General features: G+C 62.1%; 17 protein-coding genes and 2 pseudogenes. 10 read left to right on the top strand and 9 right to left on the bottom strand.

The genetic code is table 11. The features are described from left to right. Nucleotides 1-92 precede the first annotated feature (92 nt). On the bottom strand, nt 93-581 hold the full coding sequence (locus tag AC0L3P_RS37220) for a hypothetical protein (protein ID WP_275170307.1): 489 nt from the start codon (nt 579-581) through the stop codon (nt 93-95). Between the two features lie 306 nt (nt 582-887). Between AC0L3P_RS37220 and AC0L3P_RS37215 the strand changes: the two genes are divergently transcribed. After that, a complete protein-coding gene (locus AC0L3P_RS37215; protein ID WP_342761044.1) occupies nt 888-1,145 on the top strand; it encodes a helix-turn-helix domain-containing protein in 258 nt (85 codons plus the stop codon). A 140-nt stretch (nt 1,146-1,285) separates the two neighbouring features. Beyond that, nucleotides 1,286-1,474, top strand: coding sequence for a hypothetical protein (locus tag AC0L3P_RS37210; protein ID WP_473309067.1), 189 nt, complete (start codon nt 1,286-1,288; stop codon nt 1,472-1,474). A gap of 926 nt (nt 1,475-2,400) precedes the next feature. Here the strand turns inward: AC0L3P_RS37210 and AC0L3P_RS37205 are convergent. Further along, complete coding sequence (locus AC0L3P_RS37205) at nt 2,401-2,562, bottom strand: hypothetical protein (RefSeq protein WP_275170305.1); 162 nt, start codon at nt 2,560-2,562, stop codon at nt 2,401-2,403. A 194-nt stretch (nt 2,563-2,756) separates the two neighbouring features. Further along, on the bottom strand, nt 2,757-3,314 hold the full coding sequence (locus AC0L3P_RS37200) for a hypothetical protein (protein WP_275170304.1): 558 nt from the start codon (nt 3,312-3,314) through the stop codon (nt 2,757-2,759). 170 nt (nt 3,315-3,484) lie between these two features. Between AC0L3P_RS37200 and AC0L3P_RS37195 the strand changes: the two genes are divergently transcribed. Next, a complete protein-coding gene (locus tag AC0L3P_RS37195) occupies nt 3,485-7,501 on the top strand; it encodes a BTAD domain-containing putative transcriptional regulator (protein ID WP_473309066.1) in 4,017 nt (1,338 codons plus the stop codon). A gap of 31 nt (nt 7,502-7,532) precedes the next feature. On the opposite strand, the gene AC0L3P_RS37190 is transcribed toward AC0L3P_RS37195, so the two are convergent. The 4 genes and pseudogenes from AC0L3P_RS37190 to chrA all read right to left on the bottom strand — a co-directional run bounded on the left by AC0L3P_RS37190 (nt 7,533) and on the right by chrA (nt 11,940). Then, nucleotides 7,533-9,017 carry a Dyp-type peroxidase gene (locus tag AC0L3P_RS37190; protein ID WP_275170302.1) on the bottom strand — a complete coding sequence of 495 codons (1,485 nt, stop codon included), beginning with the start codon at nt 9,015-9,017 and terminating at the stop codon, nt 7,533-7,535. Then, a complete protein-coding gene (locus AC0L3P_RS37185) occupies nt 8,998-9,426 on the bottom strand; it encodes a hypothetical protein (RefSeq protein ID WP_473309065.1) in 429 nt (142 codons plus the stop codon). The genes AC0L3P_RS37190 and AC0L3P_RS37185 overlap by 20 nt, the downstream gene beginning before the upstream one ends. Before the next feature lie 630 nt (nt 9,427-10,056). After that, a pseudogene (locus AC0L3P_RS37180) lies at nt 10,057-10,389 on the bottom strand (SOS response-associated peptidase family protein); the annotation flags it as partial. 330 nt (nt 10,390-10,719) lie between these two features. Next, nucleotides 10,720-11,940 carry a chromate efflux transporter gene (gene chrA, locus AC0L3P_RS37175; protein WP_275170300.1) on the bottom strand — a complete coding sequence of 407 codons (1,221 nt, stop codon included), beginning with the start codon at nt 11,938-11,940 and terminating at the stop codon, nt 10,720-10,722. Between the two features lie 187 nt (nt 11,941-12,127). Here chrA and AC0L3P_RS37170 point away from each other — a divergent pair, with 187 nt between their 5' ends. Continuing rightward, the gene (locus AC0L3P_RS37170) at nt 12,128-13,564 is read left to right on the top strand and encodes a multicopper oxidase family protein (RefSeq protein ID WP_275170299.1); all 1,437 of its coding nucleotides are present in this window, start codon (nt 12,128-12,130) and stop codon (nt 13,562-13,564) included. 8 nt (nt 13,565-13,572) lie between these two features. Here AC0L3P_RS37170 and AC0L3P_RS37165 read toward each other — a convergent pair whose 3' ends face one another. Further along, a complete protein-coding gene (locus AC0L3P_RS37165; protein WP_473309064.1) occupies nt 13,573-13,875 on the bottom strand; it encodes a PadR family transcriptional regulator in 303 nt (100 codons plus the stop codon). Nucleotides 13,876-13,987: 112 nt separating this feature from the next. On the opposite strand from AC0L3P_RS37165, the gene AC0L3P_RS37160 reads away from it, so the two are divergent. The 4 genes and pseudogenes from AC0L3P_RS37160 to AC0L3P_RS37145 all read left to right on the top strand — a co-directional run bounded on the left by AC0L3P_RS37160 (nt 13,988) and on the right by AC0L3P_RS37145 (nt 16,304). Beyond that, the gene (locus AC0L3P_RS37160) at nt 13,988-14,197 is read left to right on the top strand and encodes a hypothetical protein (protein WP_473309063.1); all 210 of its coding nucleotides are present in this window, start codon (nt 13,988-13,990) and stop codon (nt 14,195-14,197) included. Between the two features lie 59 nt (nt 14,198-14,256). After that, a complete protein-coding gene (locus AC0L3P_RS37155; RefSeq protein WP_275170296.1) occupies nt 14,257-15,438 on the top strand; it encodes an MFS transporter in 1,182 nt (393 codons plus the stop codon). A gap of 225 nt (nt 15,439-15,663) precedes the next feature. Then, complete coding sequence (locus tag AC0L3P_RS37150) at nt 15,664-15,864, top strand: hypothetical protein (RefSeq protein WP_275170295.1); 201 nt, start codon at nt 15,664-15,666, stop codon at nt 15,862-15,864. A 13-nt stretch (nt 15,865-15,877) separates the two neighbouring features. Further along, nucleotides 15,878-16,304, top strand: a pseudogene (locus AC0L3P_RS37145) (hypothetical protein). A 273-nt stretch (nt 16,305-16,577) separates the two neighbouring features. On the opposite strand, the gene AC0L3P_RS37140 reads toward AC0L3P_RS37145, so the two are convergent. Then, nucleotides 16,578-17,804, bottom strand: a complete 1,227-nt coding sequence (locus AC0L3P_RS37140; RefSeq protein ID WP_275170666.1) for an ABC transporter substrate-binding protein — start codon at nt 17,802-17,804, stop codon at nt 16,578-16,580. 1,159 nt (nt 17,805-18,963) lie between these two features. Between AC0L3P_RS37140 and AC0L3P_RS37135 the strand changes: the two genes are divergently transcribed. Beyond that, nucleotides 18,964-19,314 (top strand): hypothetical protein, encoded by a 351-nt coding sequence (locus AC0L3P_RS37135; protein WP_275170294.1) that lies wholly within the window; start codon nt 18,964-18,966, stop codon nt 19,312-19,314. Nucleotides 19,315-20,650: 1,336 nt separating this feature from the next. After that, nucleotides 20,651-21,124, top strand: a 474-nt coding sequence (locus tag AC0L3P_RS37130) for a DUF5939 domain-containing protein (protein WP_473309062.1), incomplete at its 3' end; no start/stop codon positions are given.

Raw genomic sequence — 21,124 nt, 5'->3', positions numbered from 1 at the left:
CCCCCCCCCCCCCCCCCCCCCCCCCCCCGCCGCCCCCCCCCCCCCCCCCCCCCCCCCCCCCCCCCCCCCCCCCCCCCGCTACAGCACTCTCGTCAGGCGGCCTTCGTGGCCTCGTTCTCGTCCGGCATATCCGGCTTGAGGATGTTGCGGACCGGCTGCGGGGGCCGGATGGCCTGGTCGTAGTCGTCGCGGCGCAGCTTCTCGTTCCAGGAGGCAGCGGGCGACTTGCACGACCGGACGCCGCGCGCACCCAGCTGCGCGAGTGTGTGAAACAGGACGATCGCAGCCGCCTTGGTGTTGCTGCCGTTCGACAGCGCGCAGTTGAGCAACGCGGTCATCAGCGCGTCGAGCTCGACGCCGAGGTGCTCCACCGGCCACTCCGCCACGACCAGAGCGGCGGCGTCCGCAGTGCCGCCGGTGCTCGCGCCGATCCACCGGGGGTCATCCATGACCGCTTCCGAGAGGAACCGGCGGATCGCCTCGCGATCGACGTCGGTGAATTCGTCGGCGTCCTTACGACGCCAGAGGCGGTCGGCCCCCGTGGGACGGGACTGGGTCGAAAGCAAGATCGGTGCTGGCATAGGCGCTCATTCAGTCTTCCGAGAAGACTGTCCTCTGTTCGGATCAGGTGCATCGGTGGGGTGTCGTGGGATCGGCTGAACGTCAGCAGCTCACCCGGTGTCGGCAAACGGCGTCCCCATGAGGGCCATTGGGGCCTCGGCGAGACCCGCTCCCGTCACCGGGATGCGCATGGTCCGCTGCGGCCCCGCGGGCGGAAGGTGCGTAAAGCAGTTGCTTTTCGGAGCGGGGGCAGGCATCAATGCTCAACTCGATTTGCTTACTTCGGGCAATATTGCACGAAATCTGCAAAATTGCAAGCTATTTCTATGCCCCTTCCCCCAAACATGGTTAACGGTTCGCAAATCCGCGCGGCTCGCGCGTGGCTGAATCTATCCAGGGAGGATCTGTCGCGGGACTCGCACGTGGCCGTGCGCACGATCGCCACTATCGAGTCGGGTCAGAGCGTCACGCCGCGGACGCTGGCCGACATCGAGCGCGCACTGCGCGCGCGGGGGATCGACTTCATCTTCGAGAGTGGACGGGCTATCGGAATACGCGGGCCGTCTGAGCGATCGGGTGGCTGAGCCCACCGGAGAGCTGTGGCAGGAGATGCAGCTTCTGACGCATGGCCGGCGAGCCGCGTGCGCACGCGACGTGGTGCTGATTGATCCAGAGGGGGTGAACTTCCACGCGACGGTGCTCAAGATCCTGGTGAGCTATCCTGATGGCTTCGCGCCGCCATGGAGGACTCAAGCGCGACATGGCCATCCTGGCGAAACACCCTTCACGTTTCGCCGACGTTAGAAAGCGCGAAGGCAGCAAGCAAGCCGACGACCACAAGCACGCCGGCCACTGGCGGCTCGCATCGCCGGCATGGCGCCTCCACGAGCGCACGTCGCAAGAAAGCCGTTGAAGGTCTTGATGGTCGGAGGCTAGGACGACTTCACATACCCAAGCGGCCGAATTTCGTGTTTCGCTAGTCGTAAAGCGAGGATAGGGAGGTTGTGGTCTCAGTGGCGGGGGCACGCAGCCAGATCGTGCCGGCGATGACGTGAATCACTAGGAATGCCACGGCCACGGCCACGAGCCAGCCCATCCGATCTGGGGCAGGAGGCCGAGCAGCCAACCTTGCTTGAGCCGGCCTTCTGACGACGAGCATTTCATGACCTCCGGAGTCTTTGGGGTGCGCGACCAAATGTTCATATCGCCGCAGGATTCGACGTGCCTGAAGGCGTCGTGAGCAGTGCAGCGCCGATATGATAAAAGCGAAAAAGCTTCGCTCTTCCTTCTCGACGCGAAAATCGGAAGTCAGAGGCACCGGTGCGCCCGGAGCGTGCGAAACGTTTCTCATGTTTGGACCCTCGCTGAAAAAAATTTATAAAACTCGATGCCGTTGTCAGCCGAGCATTTTGGAATGAGCGACCTTGTTGACCGCCGCTAGAAGAACCCGGGACTGAGATCGAGCCCGTAAGTCATCGACAGCAGCGACACCAACAGGCCCGCTGCGCAAAACAACGCAATCTGCTTGAGAGCTTCTGTTCGGCGTGATGATGCGGGAAATACCCGGATGAAGACGCTTGCGATGGCAGCAGTTGCGGGGCGAGCATGATAACCTCCTGGATTGCCAGTGCGAGACCGTAGCCGCATCGTCGGAACAGGTGATGCAGTGGATATTTATTCGTGCCGTAGAGGGCGGCGGCGCCGGCGGCCTGACGAAAGGTCAGCGACGCCAGAATCCTTGGTCCACGCGGCCCTGTAGCCGATGCGCACCCCTTACGGCTCCGGCGGGTTCGAAACGTAATGGGTGACGAAATCGTCGGACGCGAGATCCGCTTGACGCTATCGAGGTGCCTGGCTCATCGCAGCGAAGACAATCAACAGGGCGAGGAGCGAGCCATAGAATGCGATCGCTCTCAGTCTCCACGTCCTGATGAGTCGCTGCTCCTCCTCAGGTGCGAGAAAAAGGTGCGACTTCTTTTCCAGCTGCGCGATATCGGTCAATGCGACCTCCTGCTCGATGGTTGTTGTGAAGTTGGACTGAAATCAGTCGCCCCCGAAAAGGAGCGGTGCGACGGCAGGTGAGTTCTGCGAAACGGCGCTGAGTGTTGGGTGTGCGAGGGCCGTCGCTTCATTCAGCCGGAGCACGCTCTGATTGCTCAAGTGTTTAAAGCTCCTGCCTTGCAGAGGCTGGCCACTCACCTGATCGCTGTGGGCAAGGGGTTGCGCGATCCTTTCGCGCGATCTTCGCCAGTCGTAAGCGAGGAAGGTGACGTCGCATCAGTCGCCGGAGTGATTCCAGCGCTGCGATTGGTTTCCTGAATGAATGGGTTTGGCCATTGCTCCGCCTCTTGCCGGGAGGTTGTGGTCTCAGTAGCGGAGGCACGCAGCCAGATGCCCCCGGCAATGATGTGAATCGCTAGAAATGCGACGGCGGCGGCCACGGGCATGGGGCGGCGCATCGGATTCGGGGAAGGAGGCCGAGCAGCCAACCCTGCTTGAGCGGGCCTGCTGGCGACGAGCATTTCCCAGCCGCCGGAACTCTGGCTCAATCCGTGCGGAATGCGATCTTTGGACTGCGCGAGCAAATGTTGATGTTGACGCAGGATTCGAGCTGCCTGAAGGCTTCGCGAGCGGTACAACGCCGATATGATGAAAGCGAAAATGCCTTGTTCTTTCTTTTCGACGCGCAGGCCGGAAGCGTGAGGCGCCGGTTCGGTCGTCATCCGAAGAGTCCGGGTGGGAGTGGTGGACATTGGCTACTCCTCTGACGATGTGTAATGCGGAGACGGTGAGCGCGTGACACCCGTTGAAGCCTGCCCCCGTCATCGCCGCCGTTCGTTTGGCGTGACAAGGCCGTTATTTTTCTTCGGAGGGCCGTGAAAAATGTAAGATGCGCTTCGTTGCGAATCCTGCGGATGGAACGATGGACGGCGTACCTCGCCCTAGATTTGATCTTTCACTGCTGGGACGCTTCGAGCTGACCGGACCGGATGGCGTGGTTGACCTGCCGAGCAAGAAGCTGGCGGGCTTATTGGCCTATCTGGCCTGCACGGCGCCCCGGCCGCAGCCACGTGAGAAGCTGACGGCTCTGTTGTGGGGCTCGCATTTCGACGCGCAGGCCAAACAGAACCTGCGCCAGGCACTCTTCCGGCTGCGCAAGGTGCTCGGCCAGGACGTTTTGGAGAGCGACGGCGAGGTCGTATCGCTCAATGCGGCGGTCATCCAATCCGATGTCGGCCGGTTCGAGGCCCTGGTCCGTGAGGGCAGTCGTGATGCATTGGGTGCGGCAGCTGATCTCTACCAGGGACAGTTGGTCGACGACGTGATTGTCGGCGAAGAGGGCTGGAACGAATGGCTCACGGGTGAACGCGAGAGGTTACTGGAGCTCGCGCTCGGTGCCATGATCGGGCTCGGTGAACAGGAATTGGCCGCCGGTCGCGCCGAACGCGCTCTGAAGGCCGGGCAGCGTGCCGTCGCGCTCAACAACCTGCGTGAGGACGCCCATCGGCTGATCGTACAGGCGCTCGCCGCCACGGGACGCAAGCCCGAAGCACTCAAGCACTACCAGGACCTCGTCGCACTGCTCAAACACGAGTTGAATACGGAGCCGGATGCGGCAACCAGGTCGCTGATCGCCGAACTGCGCAGCAGATCGCCGCCGGCCAGTTCGCCCGCTGTCAAAGAGGCCGCCAGGTCCGCGCTGGCGCAGCCCGACCGGCTGTCGGTCGCGGCGCCCTTTGCCGATAAGATCGATCCCGCACAGGAGCTGAAGGCCGGAAATCCCGCCGCGCGGAGCGATGCGGCATCGTCTGCGGGAACGGTCGACTCCGGCAGCTCCGAGCGACGGCAGCTCACTATCATGGCGTGCAACATCGTCGATTCGATGGCGATTTCGGCACGTCTCGACCCCGAGGACATGCTCGATGTGATCACGTCTTTCCACAGGGTGATCGACGAAGCTGTGTCGCAATTCGGCGGATTTGTTGCCCAGTACCTTGGCGATGGCGTGCTCATCTATTTCGGCTATCCGGCGGCTGACGAGCACGACACCGAGCAGGCGGTGCGCGCCGGTCTTGCCATCCTCGATGCGGTTCGCAAGCTGAAGGCTGATTCCCGCGTGCCACTGCAGCTGCGCGTCGGCATCGCCACCGGGCTAGTGGTCGTCGGCGAGCAACTGGGGACCGGCGAAACAGCGAAGCGCGTCGCGATCGGCGGGACGCCAAACCTGGCGGCGCGGCTGCAGGCCATCGCACCGGCAGGCGAGGTCGTCATTGCGGCCAGCACGCACCGGCTGGTGGGGCGGATGTTCGATTGCCGTGCGCTTGCTGCGATCGAGGTGGAGGGGCTGTCGCAACCGGTCGAGGCGTGGCAGGTGCGCGGCGAGACCGCGGGTGTCAGCCGCTTCGAGGCGCGTCGCGCCAGCGCGCAGTCAGCACTCGTTGGCCGGCAGGAGGAGATCGACCTGCTGCTCCGCCGTTGGGATCAGTCCAAGCTCGGTGAAGGGAGGGTCGTACTGCTGTCCGGCGAGCCCGGCATCGGCAAGTCGCGCATCGCTGAAAGCCTGCTGGACAAGCTCGAGGGCGAGCCGCGAGCTTGCCTTCGCTATTCTTGCTCTCCGCACCATACGCACAGTCCGCTCTACCCGTTCATTGCGCAGCTCGAGCTGGCCGCGAGATTCGAACCGGGCGGCGACTCCACCGCGAAGCTCGATAAATTGGAGGCGATGCTCAGGCCGACGTCGAAAAATCTGCCGCGCGACGTGGCCCTCATTGCCGAACTGTTGGGGGTACCGGCCGACGAGCGCTATCCGGCGGTCGCGGTCAGCCCCCAGCAGAAGCGAGAGATGACTCTCGCCGCCCTGCTCGACCAGCTTGACGGCGCAGCAGCGCAGGGCCGTGCGCTCATCTTGTTCGAGGACGCCCACTGGATCGATCCGACATCGCAGGATTTGCTCGACCGAATGGTTGCCCGCGCCGCCGGCCTGCCCGTGCTGCTGGTCGTCACCGTCCGGCCGGAGCTGCAGCCGGGTTGGGTCGGGGAGCCGCATGTGTCGATGCTGCCCTTGAACCGGCTCAGCCGTCGCGACAGTGCCGCTATCATCGCGGGAATCGCCCGGGACAGGCCGCTGCCCGACGCGGTCGTCGAGCAGGTCCTTGCGCGCGCCGACGGCGTGCCACTGTTCATCGAGGAGCTGACCAGCGCGCTGCTCGAGAGCGGAGCTCTCCGTCAATCGGCCGACGGTTACGCGCTCGACGGGCCGCTTCCGGAGCTCGCCGTTCCAACAACACTACAGGCCTCGCTGGTGGCGCGCCTCGATCGCCTCCCCTCGGTCAGGGATGTCGCCCAGATCGGCGCCGCGATCGGACGGGAGTTCTCGCACAAATTGATCGCGGCTGTGTCTGCTTTGGCTCCGATGGATCTCGACGCGGCACTTGGCCGGCTGACCGGAGCCGGCCTCATCTCTCGGCGCGGAACGCCGCCGGAGGTGATCTACCTGTTCAAGCACGCGCTGGTACAGGACGCCGCCTACGCCACGATGGTGAGAAGCCGGCGGCAGCCGTTGCATGCGAGCATCGCCGCAGCCCTGATCGAACGGTTTTCAGCGCTGGCCGAAACCCTGCCTGAGGTTGTCGCCCATCATTTCACCGAGGCCGGGCGTGCCAGCGAGGCGATCGTCTATTGGCTCAAGGCGGGCCGGCTCGCACGCGCGCGCTCGGCTAATCGCGAGGCCGTTAGCTCTTTTGAGCGGGCGCGGAGCCTCCTCCAAGCGCTGCCGGAGAGCCAGTCCACGTTGGAGCAGGGCTGCGATCTCCGTCTCGAACTGCGTCCCGTGCTGCTCGAACTTGGCAGAAGCCCGCAGATGTGGGAGTGCCTGCGCGAGGCCGAGGCTCTCGCCGAGCGGCTGAACGACGACAGCCGGCGCGGCCGGGTCTACGGGTTCGTGACGGTCGCCCACTCGCTGTGCGGCGAACTGGACGAGGCGCTCGCGGCTGGATCCCGCGCGCTGGAGGTCGCCGCGCGCCTCGACGATTTGAGACTTCGCATTGTCACCACGAGCCTTCTCGTGCAGGTGCATCATGCCCGGGGTGAGTACGACCGGGTGAGTGAACTCGCCACCGGCAACCTTACCGCATTGCCTGCCGAGTGGGTCCACGAGACTTTCGGACTTGGCGGACCGCCGTCGGTCTGGGACCGGGGTTGCCTGATCATGAGTCTCGCCGAGCGCGGACGGTTCGCCGAAGCCGCCAGGTACGAAGCCGAGGCGATCGGCATTGCAGAGTCGACCCGGCATGCCTTTACCATCAGTATGGCGCTCTTCGCCGCGAGCGTGCTGCACCTTCTTAAGGGCGATTTTGGTCACGCGCTCGCGCGGATTGAGCGCTGGCTCGCGGTGGCCCGAACCGGGAATTTCCACTTTCACCTCGCCTGGGGGATAGCCTCCTCCGCCTGGCCACTGGCACAGCTCGGCGAGACGAGCCAGGCCGTGAGCCGGATCAAAGAGGGCGAGCAACTTCTCGAGCGTCTGGCGGCGGGCGGAGTTCTCGCCAATCTCGCCTGGTTTTTCTTTGTGCTGGCGCGCGCCACCCTGCTGCTCGGCCGGTGCGACGAGGCGAGGCGTCTTGGCGAACGCGCGCTCGAATTCTGTTCGTCCCAGCCCGGGTTCGCGGCCCATGCACAGCATTTGCTCGGCGATGTCGCAGCCCACCCCAATCAGTTCGATGCCGGGCGCGGCGAGCTCCATTATCGCCAGGCGCTGGCCCTCGCCAAGGGGCTCGGCATGGATCCCCTTGTCGCCCACTGCCACCGCGGTCTTGGCAAGCTCTACCTGCAAACCGGCACACGCGAGCAGGCACAGTCGCATGTTGTGGTGGCGACGGCAATGTACCGCAACATGGGCATGACGCACTGGCTGGAGCAGGCGGAGCTGCGTTCATTGTAGTCGTCGAAATGCGGCCCGCGGGCTGGCTTTGCTACTCCAGTAGCCCCGCAATGCCTCGCAGGGTCTCCATGCTCGGCAGCAGGCAATACGCCGTCCCACGCGTCACGATGAATTGCGGCAGGCTTAAAATCCTGATCGGGTTTCCGATTGGCATCGCGATCGTGAACGATCGATCGCCAGCGGCCCCGCGGTTGGCGAGCAAGGCGTCCTGTGTGTTGAAACCCGGAGAATACGCGTTGCTGAAATCGTTGACGTTGATCCACGAATAGAGTTTCTCGAACTGGGCCGCCAGCGCGCCGCACAGGAAGATGCCGATCAGACCGCGCTCTCCATCGTAATCCGGCGGCACCGGTGGTGCGCCATATGGCACCCCGCGGCGAATCAGGCGCGGCACCGGCGTGCCGGTTGGCAACATCGTTTCGTCGCGCGGATTCGACACGCGGGAATGTGCCGAGAACGGACATCTCAGCGCATTGCCGTCGTCGCGCTTGTATAGGAAATCGGTTTTGTCCGATGTCGCCTGATCCGGCGCATCGGGCGACAGAACGAGCGGAGAGCCGTTGCGCCAACGGCCGACTAGCTTGGCCGCCAGCCATTCCCTGGCGTGATCTTCCGAGCCGCCGATCGCAGCGACGACCATCGGCGCGGTGTCGGCGAGAAATTGATCGAAAGCCCTGACATCCTGGTAGAGCACGCGGAAGGCGTTGTAGCATCCGTCCTTGGCGAACCTGCCTGCCCGTCCGGTTTCCGGTCCCGGTTGAAACGTTGACCCGGGATAGCCGACCAGAAAGTTATTGGCGTCGCCCGGGTCACTCTTGACGGGATTAGTCGGCACGGCGGGATCGGCCGGCCATGCGAGTCCGGGGTTGTCGATTCCATCCTTGTAGCCGAAATGAATGTAGTTCTCGAGCGGGGCATACTCTTCCAGCCGGCCGCTCTGGCCGCGCTCCGGCTTGAGCGGCAGAATTTCGCTCACGCGGTTGGTACCGGCCGCCTGCGACACGGTCGTGACTAGGCTGCCAAGCGCTTCGGCTGTTAATCCATAAACGTGGACGATGCAGTGGACGGCTTGCTTGGTAGCGTTCCACCACACTTTCGGATCGCTCGGGCCTGTGTCATGCAGCGATTGTTGCGAGTCGGCGGACCAAGGCCCGGCCTCGAACTCTGTCGGGAATTGACTCTTGAACCCGGGTTCGAACGTCAAGACCCCATCGAAGGTGAGGCCGATATTGAGCATCCGCTCCGGCTTGTTGCTCCAGGCCTCTGCGGATTGAACATAAGGAAGCAGTGCTCGAATGAAATCGGTAGCGCCTTTGCGATCCGCGAACGTGAACAGCATGTGGCACGAATAGCGATGGGTATACCCGCGCAGGATCATGCCCTGCACATTGCGCGGCTCGTACGGCGGCGTGGGGCTGTTCGTCATACGAAATCGTTTCTGATCTGCGTCATCGGCGCTTGCGGCAGCCTTGATGCGAGGCAGCGTAGCGCGGGCCTTACGCCGGATACTTAACATCGGCTTTGATCTGCACGACGGTGTACTTGTAAGCCTGATAGAGTTCGCCTATCTCGCTGAGATTGTTCTCATTGATGAAGTTTTCGAATCCGGTGTAGTCCGTAATCGACGTATCCGCGAGCGCCATTTTGGCGAGCCCTGCGAATACCTCCCGAAGGGCGGGATCGTTCCAGAAATCCGTGAGATAGGGATTCATTGGCCCGTCGAACGACGTCATCACGCAGATCGCGAGAATCTTTCCGGGCACGGCGTGGTTGGGAATCAGCACGAAGCGCGCGTAGTGGACCTTTCCGAAATGGTCGAGCGCCGGGGTGTACGTGGACACGAAGTGCTTACGCGCGGCTTGGGCTGCGTCTTGCGTTGTCTGATCCTGCTTGATCGGAATGTAGAGCGTGAGCGGATTGGCCATCAGAGTGCTCCCATGAGGCTGAGTAGGATAGGAAGTGATCTTGCCGAACGGATCGAAACGCCTGTGCCGCTAGGCGCGCAGCCCCCGAGGACAAAAATTGTCCTTAGGTTGACGGTGTCAGTGACGCTATTACAAGTCAACCGTGGCAGAAGCCACCTGTCTCGTCTGGTTCTATTACTCGCTGGCGCGCTGGTTCTGGGCGCGAAGCCGACTCTAGTTTAGAAGAGCGTCACTCGGCCCACGCGATCTCTTTTCCGGTGGAGCCGCAATGAGGATCAGGTGCTGCTCTCCCCGGGCCAAAGTCGCGCGTCGATGACCACATGGCGCAAGTCCGGTTCAACTATGAGACCGGACCTTGGCCGCCTCCCGCCCCTCTTCGCTGAGGGCCAATAGCGGCGTACGAAGTTGACTCCACACGAAACTAACCGCCACTGCCGTTGGATCAACACAGTTCATGCCGGTCGGAATTTTGCTGTCGCCGCTACGCTGTGGCGTCGTTGATCGCCTAGAGGTCAAAGATGTCACCAGCTTGCACGAGGTCGCGACGGGATTTTCCGCTGACAGCAGATCAGCTTGACGCTCCTCGCGTCTTTCAGCCTTTTTCAGATGTCTTGGGCAGGATCTTCCTTGTCCGCGGCCGACGATCCGCATCGCCCCGTCCGGCAGCGGCCGCTGAAGCTTCAAGGCTTCGTCCGCGGTCACGGTCATCCAAGTCTCGACTTCGTCGGGCGTCGTCAGGATGACCGGAATCGCCTTGGGGTGGATGGCGCCCACCTCGTCGTTCGGCTCCGTGGTTGGGAACGCGTAGAGGTCGTTGGTGGTCTCGCCTTCTTTTACCTTCCTCACCGACGTCCACTCGGTCCAGATGCCGACGAAGCAGAGGAGCGGCCTAGTCTCGTCGATTGCGAACCAGATATCGCCCCCCCTCGGTTCGCCCTTTCGCACGCTGGTCCAGTTCGTCCAGATGCCGGCGAAAGTGACGAAGGGGCGCGACTCATCGACTGCGAACCACACCGGTACCTTCTTGCCGTCGATCGTGTCGTACTCCGAGAATGTCCAATTGCAGCGGAAGCAAGCCTAAGGGCTGTCTTCCTTGCAAACCCATAGAATCGATCGCACTTTTTGCAGGGCAGAAGCCGAAGTGTGCGCGCGCGGAATTTTCGAACGTCCAACTCGCACATTGGCAGGAGCGCCGCGTAAACAAGATGGGCATCTGTTGGGGCGCAATCAGGCCCGAAGACGACATGGGACCGAAGTCCGCCAGCGTCGCCGATCTGGCCGCGCCCCGTCCAGCTATGAGGCCGCTACCTCGAGCAGGACGCCGCCGAGCGCACTGATCGCAACCACGATCAGCGGCGGCGAGCGCCAAGCCGTGAGCAGGACAAAACCAACGAGTGCGATTCCGAAGTCGCCACCGGATTTCACTGACGTTGTCCAAACGGGATTGTAGAGCGCAGCGCCTAGCACGCCGACCACTGCGGCGTTGACGCCGCGCATGATGGCCTGGGCGCCGGCGCGCTTGCGAAACGAGTCCCAGAACGGCAGGGCGCCGAGCAGAACCAGAATCCCAGGCAGGAATATTCCGACCAAGCCGAGCGTTGCGCCGGCGAGCCCGTGCGGCTCCGGAGAGACCACCGTGCCGAGGTAGGCCGCGAAGGTGAAGAGCGGGCCCGGCACCGCCTGGGCGGCACCATAGCCGGCGAGAAAAGCGTCGTCGCTCAGCCAAGCGGGCGCGACGAAGGCCTCGCGGAGGAGAGGGAGCACGACGTGACCGCCGCCGAATACGAGTGCGCCGGAGCGGTAGAATGCGTCGAACAGGGCAACGCCCGGCGATCCGGTCACGTTGCGCAGGGCGGGCAGCCCCGCCAGCAGGACGAAGAACATCCCGAGGGTGATCAGCCCCACGGTCCGTGAGACCGGCATCTCGACGTGTCCGGACGGCGCCGCCATCTGGCTGCGGCACAGCCACACACCGGCGAGTCCGCCGAGGATGATCACGCCGATTTGGGCGATCGAAGCCGTGCTGAAGAGGATGATCAGCGCGGCCACGAGTGCGATCGACGCACGCTCGCGGTCGGGACACAGGTTGCGCGCCATGCCCCAGACCGCCTGCGCCACGATTGCGACCGCGGTCAGCTTCAGCCCGTGCAGCAGGCCGGCGCCGACCGGTCCGCTCAACGCACCGGCGCCGTAGGCGAACAGGATCAGGATCGTGGCCGACGGCAGGGTGAAGCCGGTCCAGGCGGCGAGCGCGCCCAGGTAGCCGGCCCGCATCAGTCCGATTGAGAAGCCGACCTGGCTGCTGGCAGGGCCCGGCAGGAATTGGCGCAGCCCGACCAAGTCAGCGTAGGCGTTCTCGTCGATCCACTTCCGCCTCACGACGAACTCGTCGCGGAAGTAGCCGATGTGGGCGATCGGCCCGCCGAAGCACGTCAGCCCCAACTTGAGGAAGATCAGGAGCACTTCGGCAGCCGAGGTGGTACCCGCGTTGCCCTTGATCGCGTCACCCGTCATGACTTTTTCTCGCCCCTCATCATTTCGATGTGGTTCTACGCGTTGTCGAATTTCGATAAAAGGCCGGTTGGTCCAGAAACTGCCGGCTACCTAGCTCAACTTCTTTTGTTGACGGTGGTTGCGCGCTCGGCTGTCCCGCGGCGTTCGACCAGTGCTACTTCATGGGCATCCGAAAAGAGATAGAGCCATGACGAAGATCGATCGACGCGGAGACAGCCCGTACAGACAGCGGCAAATCAGCCGGAGAGCTCTGCTCCGCGGCGCCCAAGCCGGCGCAATCTCGCTCGTGACGGCCAAGACCCTGCCGCTCGTTCATGCTCAGCCAATGCCGAAGGAGACCGCCGATCACAAGATCAGAATCGCGCCGATGTCGCTGGAGATCGCGCCCGGAAAGGTCATCAAGACGACGGCCTACAACGGGACCGTTCCCGGCCCAGCGCTGCGGGTCAAGGAAGGTCAGCCCGTCCGGATCGAGGTCACGAACGATTCCGGCTACCCCAACCTGATCCACTCACACGGCCTGATGATCCCGTCGCAGCAGGATGGAGCGACGGAAGAAGGCTCGCCGATCATCGAGCCCGGCAAATCCTTGACCTACGAATACGTCGCGAAGCCGGCTGGGACCCGCTGGTACCACAGCCACGCGATGGCCATGACCGATCTCAACAAGAGCACCTACACGGGCGAGTTCGGATTCCTCATCGTGGAGCCCGCCGCCGGCGATCCGGGCAGCTATGACCGGGAGGTGCTCCTCGCCGCTCACCACTGGGACGGCCACTGGGTGAGCATGCAGGACATCAAGAAGGGTCCGCCGCCCGACAACGGACTGGAGGTCATGTATCACGCAGCGACCCTCGGCGATCGCATGCTCGGCCACGGAGAACCGATCCGCGTGCGCACAGGCGAGCGGGTACTCTTCCGGGTGCTCAACGCGAGCGGCAACATGGGCATCTCGCTCGCTCTGCCGGGGCACCGCTTCAGAGTGCTTGCGCTCGACGGCAATGCCGTCCCGACCTCTGCAACCGTGGACATCCTAAAGCTCGACGTGGCCGAGCGCGCGGACGTGATCGTGGAGATGAACAATCCCGGAGTCTGGGTCTTCGGCTCGACGGAAGACGAGGACCGCAAGATGGGAATGGGCGTGGTCGTCGAATATGCCGGCCGTAGGGGCGAGCCGAGTTGGTCGACGCCCGCGCAATCCAAATGGGACTACAGCGCATTCGGACACTCCGATGTGCCGGCCGCTGCGCCGGACGAGACCATCGGCCTCAAGTTCGAGAAGATCCCGGGCGGAAGGGGCGGCTACAACCGCTGGACAATCAACGGAAAGTCCTGGCCGGACACCAATCCGCTGTTCACTATCGTCAAGGGCAAGCGATACCGGCTAGTGCTGAACAACAGCAGCGGCGACGAGCATCCCGTGCACCTGCATCGCCACTCGTTCGAGATCACGAAGGTAGGAGACAAGCCGACCGCTGGCGTGATCAAGGATACGATCAGCATGCCCAGATACTCGACGGCCGAGGTCGATTTCGTGGCCAACGACCCGGGACCGACATTCTTCCACTGCCACCACCAAGACCATATGGACGAAGGCTTCGCGGGGCTGATCACGTACGCCTGACCGATCACCTATTTCTTGAGCGCTTCGCCCGTGAATTCGAGGACCCTCAACTTCGCCAGCGCCAGCCCGCGCTTGCCGAGCGGGGTCGCCCGGTAGAGCGTGCGCGCGGTCCGACCCGGATGCTCCTTGCGAGACCGCAGGTAGCCTTTCCGCTCCATCCCGTGAAGCAGCGGGTAGAGCGTGCCGGGGCTCAGCTTGTAGCCGTGGCGGGCCAGCTCCTCGATCATCCATTGGCCGTAAACTTCATGTTCCGCCGCGAGGTGCAGAATATGCAGCCTGATGAATCCGGTGAGCAAGTCCTTGTATTTCATGCCGTCTTTATCGAATTTCGTAATTGGAACGACGCTCTCGACGGTCTGTTAATTCGCCATCCCGCCGAGCGCTCCTATGCCCGGCGCAGCCTTAGCAGCGAGGAGACCGACCATGGCAAATGCGGCAGACCGCGATCCCCGACACCATACGCAGAAGATGCAGAAGGCGCTCCAGGACATTAGGAACCACCTGCGCGAGGACATTCAGAAGGTTGATGAACCGCAGTTGAAGGCGATGTTCGAAACGTCCGCCGAGGTTCTGGGCGGGCTTGAGAAGGCCTTCAAGGACTACGAACAGAGGAACGAAAAGGCCTGGCGCTGATCGGCCTAGGCGCCACGGCCAGCCTTGTCATCTCGCGAGTAGCGCAGGGAGAGTAGCCGATGGCGCAATCCCGAAAGGCAGGCAACTTCGGCTCTCCGGCGTTTCTCTTCGTGATGACGACGGGCATCGTCAATCTGTTCGGCGACGTCACCTACGAAGGCGGCGCCAGCATCAACGGCCCATTCATGGCGACGCTCGGCGCCAGCGCTGCCGTCGTCAGCATGACGGCTGGGCTCGGGGAATTTCTTGGATACGCCCTGCGCCTCCCGGCCGGCTACGCGGCGGACCGCACGGGGCGCTACTGGCTGATCACCTTCGTCGGCTACGTCATCAACCTCTTCGCGGTTCCGGCGATGGCGCTCGCCGGAAGCTGGCAGGTGGCGGCCGCTCTCGTTCTCGCCGAGCGCATCGGACGGGCGCTACGGAAGCCCACGGTCGAGGCGATGCTCTCCTACACCACGGGCGAACTCGGCAAGGGCTGGGTGTACGCGCTGAACACCGCGCTGGACGAGATCGGCGCCACGATCGGTCCCCTCATCATCGCGTTGGTCCTCCTGTTGAGGGGGGACTTCCGTGCTGGTTACGCCTTGCTGACGATCTCGGCTGCGGCCGCACTCGTCGCGCTGGTGGTCGCGCGGGTGAACTTTCCGCTGCCGTCGCGCCTCGAACAGGGCCGCACCGCTCCTGCGAAGGACTTCGGCATGGCCTATTGGCTCTACATGCTGGCCGGCGCCCTGTTCGCCGCCGGCCTCATGAGCTTCGAGCTGATCTCCTATCATCTCTCCAAGACGAAGATCGCCTCAGAGCAATGGATTCCTGTGATGCTCGCGATCTCGACCGCCTTCGGCGTGCTGACCAATTTGGCATTCGGAAAGGCTTACGATCGCCTCGGATTGCCGGTGGTTATCGCCGCGGTGTGCGTCTCGGCAGTGTTTTCGCCCTTCGTCTTTCTCGGGGGCTTCTGGCTTGTGCTTTTCGGGATGCTGCTCTGGGGTGTAGGCTACGCTACCCAGGACACCCTGCTCAAAGCGATCGTTGCAGAGGTGCTGCCTGAGGGAAAACGCAACTTCGCGTTCGGCCTGTACTACGCCGGCTATGGCGTCGGATGGCTCGTCGGCAGTATCGTGGCAGGCCTGCTGTACGAAAATTCGCGGGCCGCGCTGATCGCGTTCTCAATCGTCATTCAGCTCGCGTCGGCACCGGTGTTCTTCATGGCGGCACGACATTCACAGCCGAATTGAGCAGTGGCAAGAGTTGATCGCGGCCGGCGCCGGACCTGACTAACCGCCATCCAATGGCCATGGCCACCTTCATCAGATTTCGGTCAGTGGCTGGCCTGAGCTCTCGGCACATCCCAGCCGCCTCTGGTTCGCCAGATTCCGCGCATTTTCCGCAAAGCTTAACATGCCTGAATCCCTAAGCCGGCAAAACGGGGCTAGGATGGAGTTTTCCCTCTGGGGGCGCCCATGTTTGACGCGGAAACAACCGCGCTTTTGCGCGCGGTCCTGGACGAAGTTTGCGAAAGCGTGTCGCACGGCGAGATCGGGGCACGTACTCACGTCGCTTCGAAAATCCTGGAGGCCGCCACCCGAGGCGAGGTGTCGCTCGATGGCCTCAGGCAGGTAGGCCGCGACGCCCTGTCCCGTGCGCCGACGATGTGGCGCTGATCCGGAGCGGGGCGTGAACTTCCAGGTGACGGTCCTCAAGATCCTCGTGAGCTATCCGGATAGCTTCGCTGTCATGGAGGACCTCAAGCGCGACATGGGCCATCCTGGCGACCAGTGGCCGCGATTGGGCGGACCGGACCAAGCGCCTCGCCGCACGGGTGCCCGATCTCGACATCTTTTCCCATGGGCTGGTAGAACGCATCAGCAGCGGATGGCAGATCACTGCCAAGGGACGGGCGGTGCTCGAGTTCATGGAAGCCCGCCCCGCTGCGGCCGAACCGATCCAGGCGCCTTTGGTCGAGGAGGCTCCGGCCGCGATAATCGCTGCGACGCAGGGGGGTCCTGGGCTGCGGCAGCCCCCTGACCGAGCCAAGCGGCGGCGCGAACGCCGGGAACGTCGGCGCGAGGCGCGCGAACGAGCGAGGGCGAACGCCTCCTGAAGTGTCCTACAGAGCCGGCAAGGCGCGAAAAGAGGAGGTCGAGAGCCGAACCATAGGCGCAGACCACAAATTTGACCGCCGCCTCGATTTCATCGGCACTGTTGATGTCGCAGACGGCGCCAAGGGCGGTGCCGCTCCCGCTGCAGGGCAATTTTCGGAAGCGCGCGGCCCGTTCGTAAGACCATTTTTACAGCAATGAAGCTGCCAAGCAGTTCCTTCCTGTAGCAGACGCTCCGGCCCGCGCAGACGATTGCGGGCCGGAGAGAAATAGCTTTACGCTCCCTTCTCGCCGCTCATGACAGGCCCGAAGCGCTCCCAGCTCTCACCCTTGAACCGCATCATCTGCAGCTGCTCGATCGGTGCAAAGTCGGTCGGGCTGGTTTTGATGCGCGTGCCCGGTAGGTAGATGCCAATTTCGAAATCGAGACTGGCAGCCTGCTTCATCACGTTCTCGCGCGTCAGGTCGTCCTTGCATTGACGCAAGACCTGCTCAAGTCCCTTGGCGACGCCGTATCCAAAGACTGTGGCGGCATCGTCGAGATCGCCCTCGGGATACCACTTGGTCATGAAAGCACGCCATTCGTTCATTGCCGGATCGTTCTTCCACTCGGCGTCCTTGGGATCCTTAAGATACGCGGTTGAGAGAATGCCTTGCGCGTTGTCGTAACCTGCGGGCTTGATCACGCCGCCGATCGATCCGGAGACATTGGTCAAAAACTGGACCGGATGCCATTTCAGCTCGGACACCTTCTTGATGGCCTGGGCGGCAAATTTTGGTGTCGCGATATTGAAGAAGATGTCGGGATTGGCCCCCTTGATTTGCACGACCTGCGAGTCGACGGTCGGTGAGGAGGTTTCGTACGGCGCCTCCACCACGATCAGCTTGCCGGCCTGATCACCAAGCCCGTCCTTCAGCCCGATCAGATAGTCCTTGCCGAAGTCGTCGTTCTGATAGAGGACGCCGATGGTCTTGCCGGGATAATTTTGCAAAATGTATTTCGCATAGATCCGCGCCTCAACCTGATAGCTCGGCTGCCATCCCATTGTCCAAGGATGGTCCTTCGGATCGTTCCATTTGGCGGCACCTGTCGAAACAAACAGTTGCGGCACCTTCTTGGTATTCATGTATTTCTGGATCGCCGTGTTGCCCGGCGTTCCGAGTGGATTGAAAACCAGCAGCACCTCGTCGCTCTCCACCAACTTGCGGGCCTGCTCCACCGTCTTCGGTGGGCTGTAGGTATCGTCATAGGAGATGAATTCGATCTGTCGGCCGTTGATGCCACCTTCTGAGTTGATCTTCTTGAAATAGGCGGCTTCGGTCTTGCCGATAGTGGCGTAGGCTGACGCTGGGCCCGAGTACGGCATGATATTGCCGATCTTTATCGTGGCATCAGTTGCGCCGGTATCGTATTTTTTCTGGGCGTTTGCGCTGGTGATACCTGACGCGATCGCGAATGCGATCGTCGCGGTGTGGATCAGTCTGCGGCGAGTCAAATGCATTGCAGTCCTCCCATGACGCTGATCATTCCCAAAGCTTCTGTCGAGCTCTTGGTGTGTCGCAAGTATGCACGAAGACTCGATCATCGCCAGTGAGCGAACGTCGCGCCAAATTCCGTGAAATGATATTTGCGGCGACGCGGCATGATGTCTGACCGAGCGAGCATCGGTCCGACGGGAACACCCGTGTCCTCACGATCTGGGGCTGCTGATCGGTACCAAGCCACGCCGTCGCGCTGACCACGAAGCAGGCGGATCAGACGGCCACAGGAATCCTTGAACTTCTCGGCGCGACCCGGTCCGGCGCCGCCTGGCAGCGCTGCCTACTGCAACCGATACACGCAGCTTGCCCCGCGTGGGGCATGCCGCCACCCTGCGCCTCCTACTGCCTCTCTACTTCCTCGAGCAAACATTGCCGTGGGTACGGGGATCTTGGCCCATCCGGAATACTTCTATGGCTTCGTGTGAACGGCTCTAGCCGCACAAGGTATCTTTTCATGATAGCGTATGATCCCCTACGCTTTCGACCGGCGATGCTGTTCGCCGTCCTTGAAAAGCTGGCGTTCTCAGTCCCGGTCTTTGCGCTATTTGAATCCGGTCGTGTTGTCGGCTCTGTGGTGCCGTTCGGCGCCATCGACGTCTTCTGAGCGATCGTGTTCGCGTCTTTGTGGCTCCTAACGGCTAAAGCTGCCTTGGACGCTCGGTTTTGATCCGCCTCATAGATGGAATTGGATGCTCCTGCAGGGCGCGGCCGCCGAGCACCCTGATCTAGGCGCGAGAGTCCAGCTGGCATCGTTGAAAAAAAGGCCCTCCGGTAGGCCAACTTCGGCGAATTATATTGGACATATCGTCGCTCGGTAGAGGCTGCTCGGACGGCTCGTTAAGACGTGGCGGGTAGTTTTTGAGCCATGCGATACACGGACGGTTCATTTGCCGATGTGAAATCCATCAGTCAGCAGGCCATGTGCCGGTACTGGGCACGCACGGCCGGCGATCTGCCCTTTCCCTCGCTCGATCAGTTCAGGCCGGAAGCGCGGCTGCATGACCCAAAACAACTGATCATTTGGAGTGTTGAGCGCCCGGGAGAGGGGCACATATTTCGAGCGCTTTACCAAGGCGCAGCGTAGGAGAGGTCTTCAATTCGAGCTGGGCCGGGAAATCGATGGAAGAGGTTCTGCCACCAGCGTTGAAGGAGTTCGGTCTAGAGGCCGCCGAACAATGCGTGACCAGCGGCTGCGCCATCTACAATGTGTTTTCGACCTACAACAGGGCGGCCATACCATCGATTGCGAGCGCTTGCTCCTGCCTTTTGGGAAGGGAAGGCCGGGTCGAGCAAATGGTTGGGTCCCTTCAACTGATCAGCATGGCGGGATCGTTCAACCACGAGACCGTCATCCAACACTTCGAATGGAAAACGGACGTATCCTGCGCAATCCGCATCTACGCTTCAGGCGGTCTCCGGCAATCATCACAATCGACACGCGAGGAGCGGGAAGCGCACCGCACTTCTTAGCCGGATGCGCGATGGGGCGGGTTGGCGGGGCATCTCCAGACGCTAGACAGCCCTTGGGTGAGTATGCTGCCGACCCCGGATTGCTACGGTCCCACTGGTGCGTGATCGTTTACGATCTTCAACTATATTTGCGCCTATGGATCCCCCCTATGACTCCGCGCGCGAGGCCATCGCGGCAATGAAGCTTGCTGCCGAAGCCGATGGGCTAGAACGGCAGAGATGGATCATCGCCGGGCTGGCGTGGTCGGAGCTCGCTCGCCTATCCGAGTAAAGGAGGGCCGCGATCGCTGTCCCGCGAATACGGCGAGGATGAAGTGGTCATCGCGGGTGGCGGCCGAAGGCGCTGCCTTGGGTCCCGTAGATTTCATCCGACTTTCTCATACTCGCATGCCGCCTTCTTGGTCCGCGCTACATCGCACCGAGCACACCTTCCAAGAAGGGAAAGTGCGAAAGCACGTGCAACGGATTCGGCAAATATGCGGGATGGGGACCGTGGAGGCATCTCGGTCAAAGCAACACCCAGAACCGCGCCCCTTTTGACTCGGTGTCCGGCATTGCAAGAGCCCTCAGAAACCCTCTTTTGTGAATGCCATTGCGAGCGCTGCTTGACGGCCGGTACCCATCACAAGAATGACCTTGCGTCATGACGCGCCGGATTTGCCAGAGAGAACCATGATCTCAGACAGCGCGACTTCTGGTGATGAACTAATCAAGGGTCCCGCACTCTGCGCGGCTTCCGGGACGTTTCGGAAACGTTCGGCGGCCAGGGAATTCCCAAACTCTGCAAGGCCGGCCCCACTATGGTGAAACAGACAAACCCGTGGCGGGCTATGACAAGCGAAACATGGCGAAAGATCTTCGGGAACTGATGCGAAAACTGGATATCGAAAAGATCGCGTTGGTTGGTCATGATCGCGGGCGCGGGTAGCGACCCGGTTCGCAAAGGACTATCCAGACGCGACCGACCGCCTGGTCGTCATGGACAACGTCCCCACCCGCATCATCGCGCGCGACTTCAACTTTTCTAAAATGGCAAAGACATACTGGCTATTCCTCTTCCACCTAATGCGAGGGAGGGGCGCCTGCCCGGGTCCTGAGCTTATTTCATAACGTGGCGCGCACGGCCTGCCCTCGAGTCAACGCACCGCTCTCATGGACATGATGGACAAGACCAGACGTTGCCTATTCGATCAAAGTGTCGCATTGCCGACTGATACAGGCCAATAGAGCTGACTTTTCTTGTCCGGCTCGGTTCGACTAAAACCAGTTGGACACAAAGGGACCGCGTCGATTGTCGCGTGGCTAGTCGAATGGCCGACTAACCAGTATCGCCAGCATGGAGCGAGGTATCATACTTGATATGCAAGGGTCATCCCCAGTCAACGAAGGCCTCCTGAATCAGCGTCTCATAGAGCTCGGGTCGATAGCGAGCTGGGCGCCTCAGACCCTTTCGGATCTCGAAGGTTTTATTCGCACCTCTGGCGACTATGATCTTTTTCGCGTCAATCCTATCCAATACGCGACTGCCAACCGCCTAAGTGACGCTGAAGGAATCGAGCTGTTCGTCCACGCCGCTAAGGTTGGCCTATTCGAGATGCAGTGGCTGCTCATCTGCGCCTATTGCCCGCAGGTTGCCGGCACTTTTCGTGAGCTAGACCAGGTTCATCCACGTTTCCAGTGCGAATTCTGCAACGCCCTCAATGAGGCGGCGCTTGACGACTACATCCAGGTCGCCTTTACCGTCTCGAGTTCGGTTCGCGACATCCTATATCGTCATCCGGGCATGCTGTCCGTCCAGGACTACTATCTT

The sequence above is a fragment of the Bradyrhizobium sp. WSM4874 genome, assembly GCF_055811835.1.
Note: the sequence above shows the minus strand (reverse complement) of the source record. Positions and strands in the feature narration are given on the sequence as shown.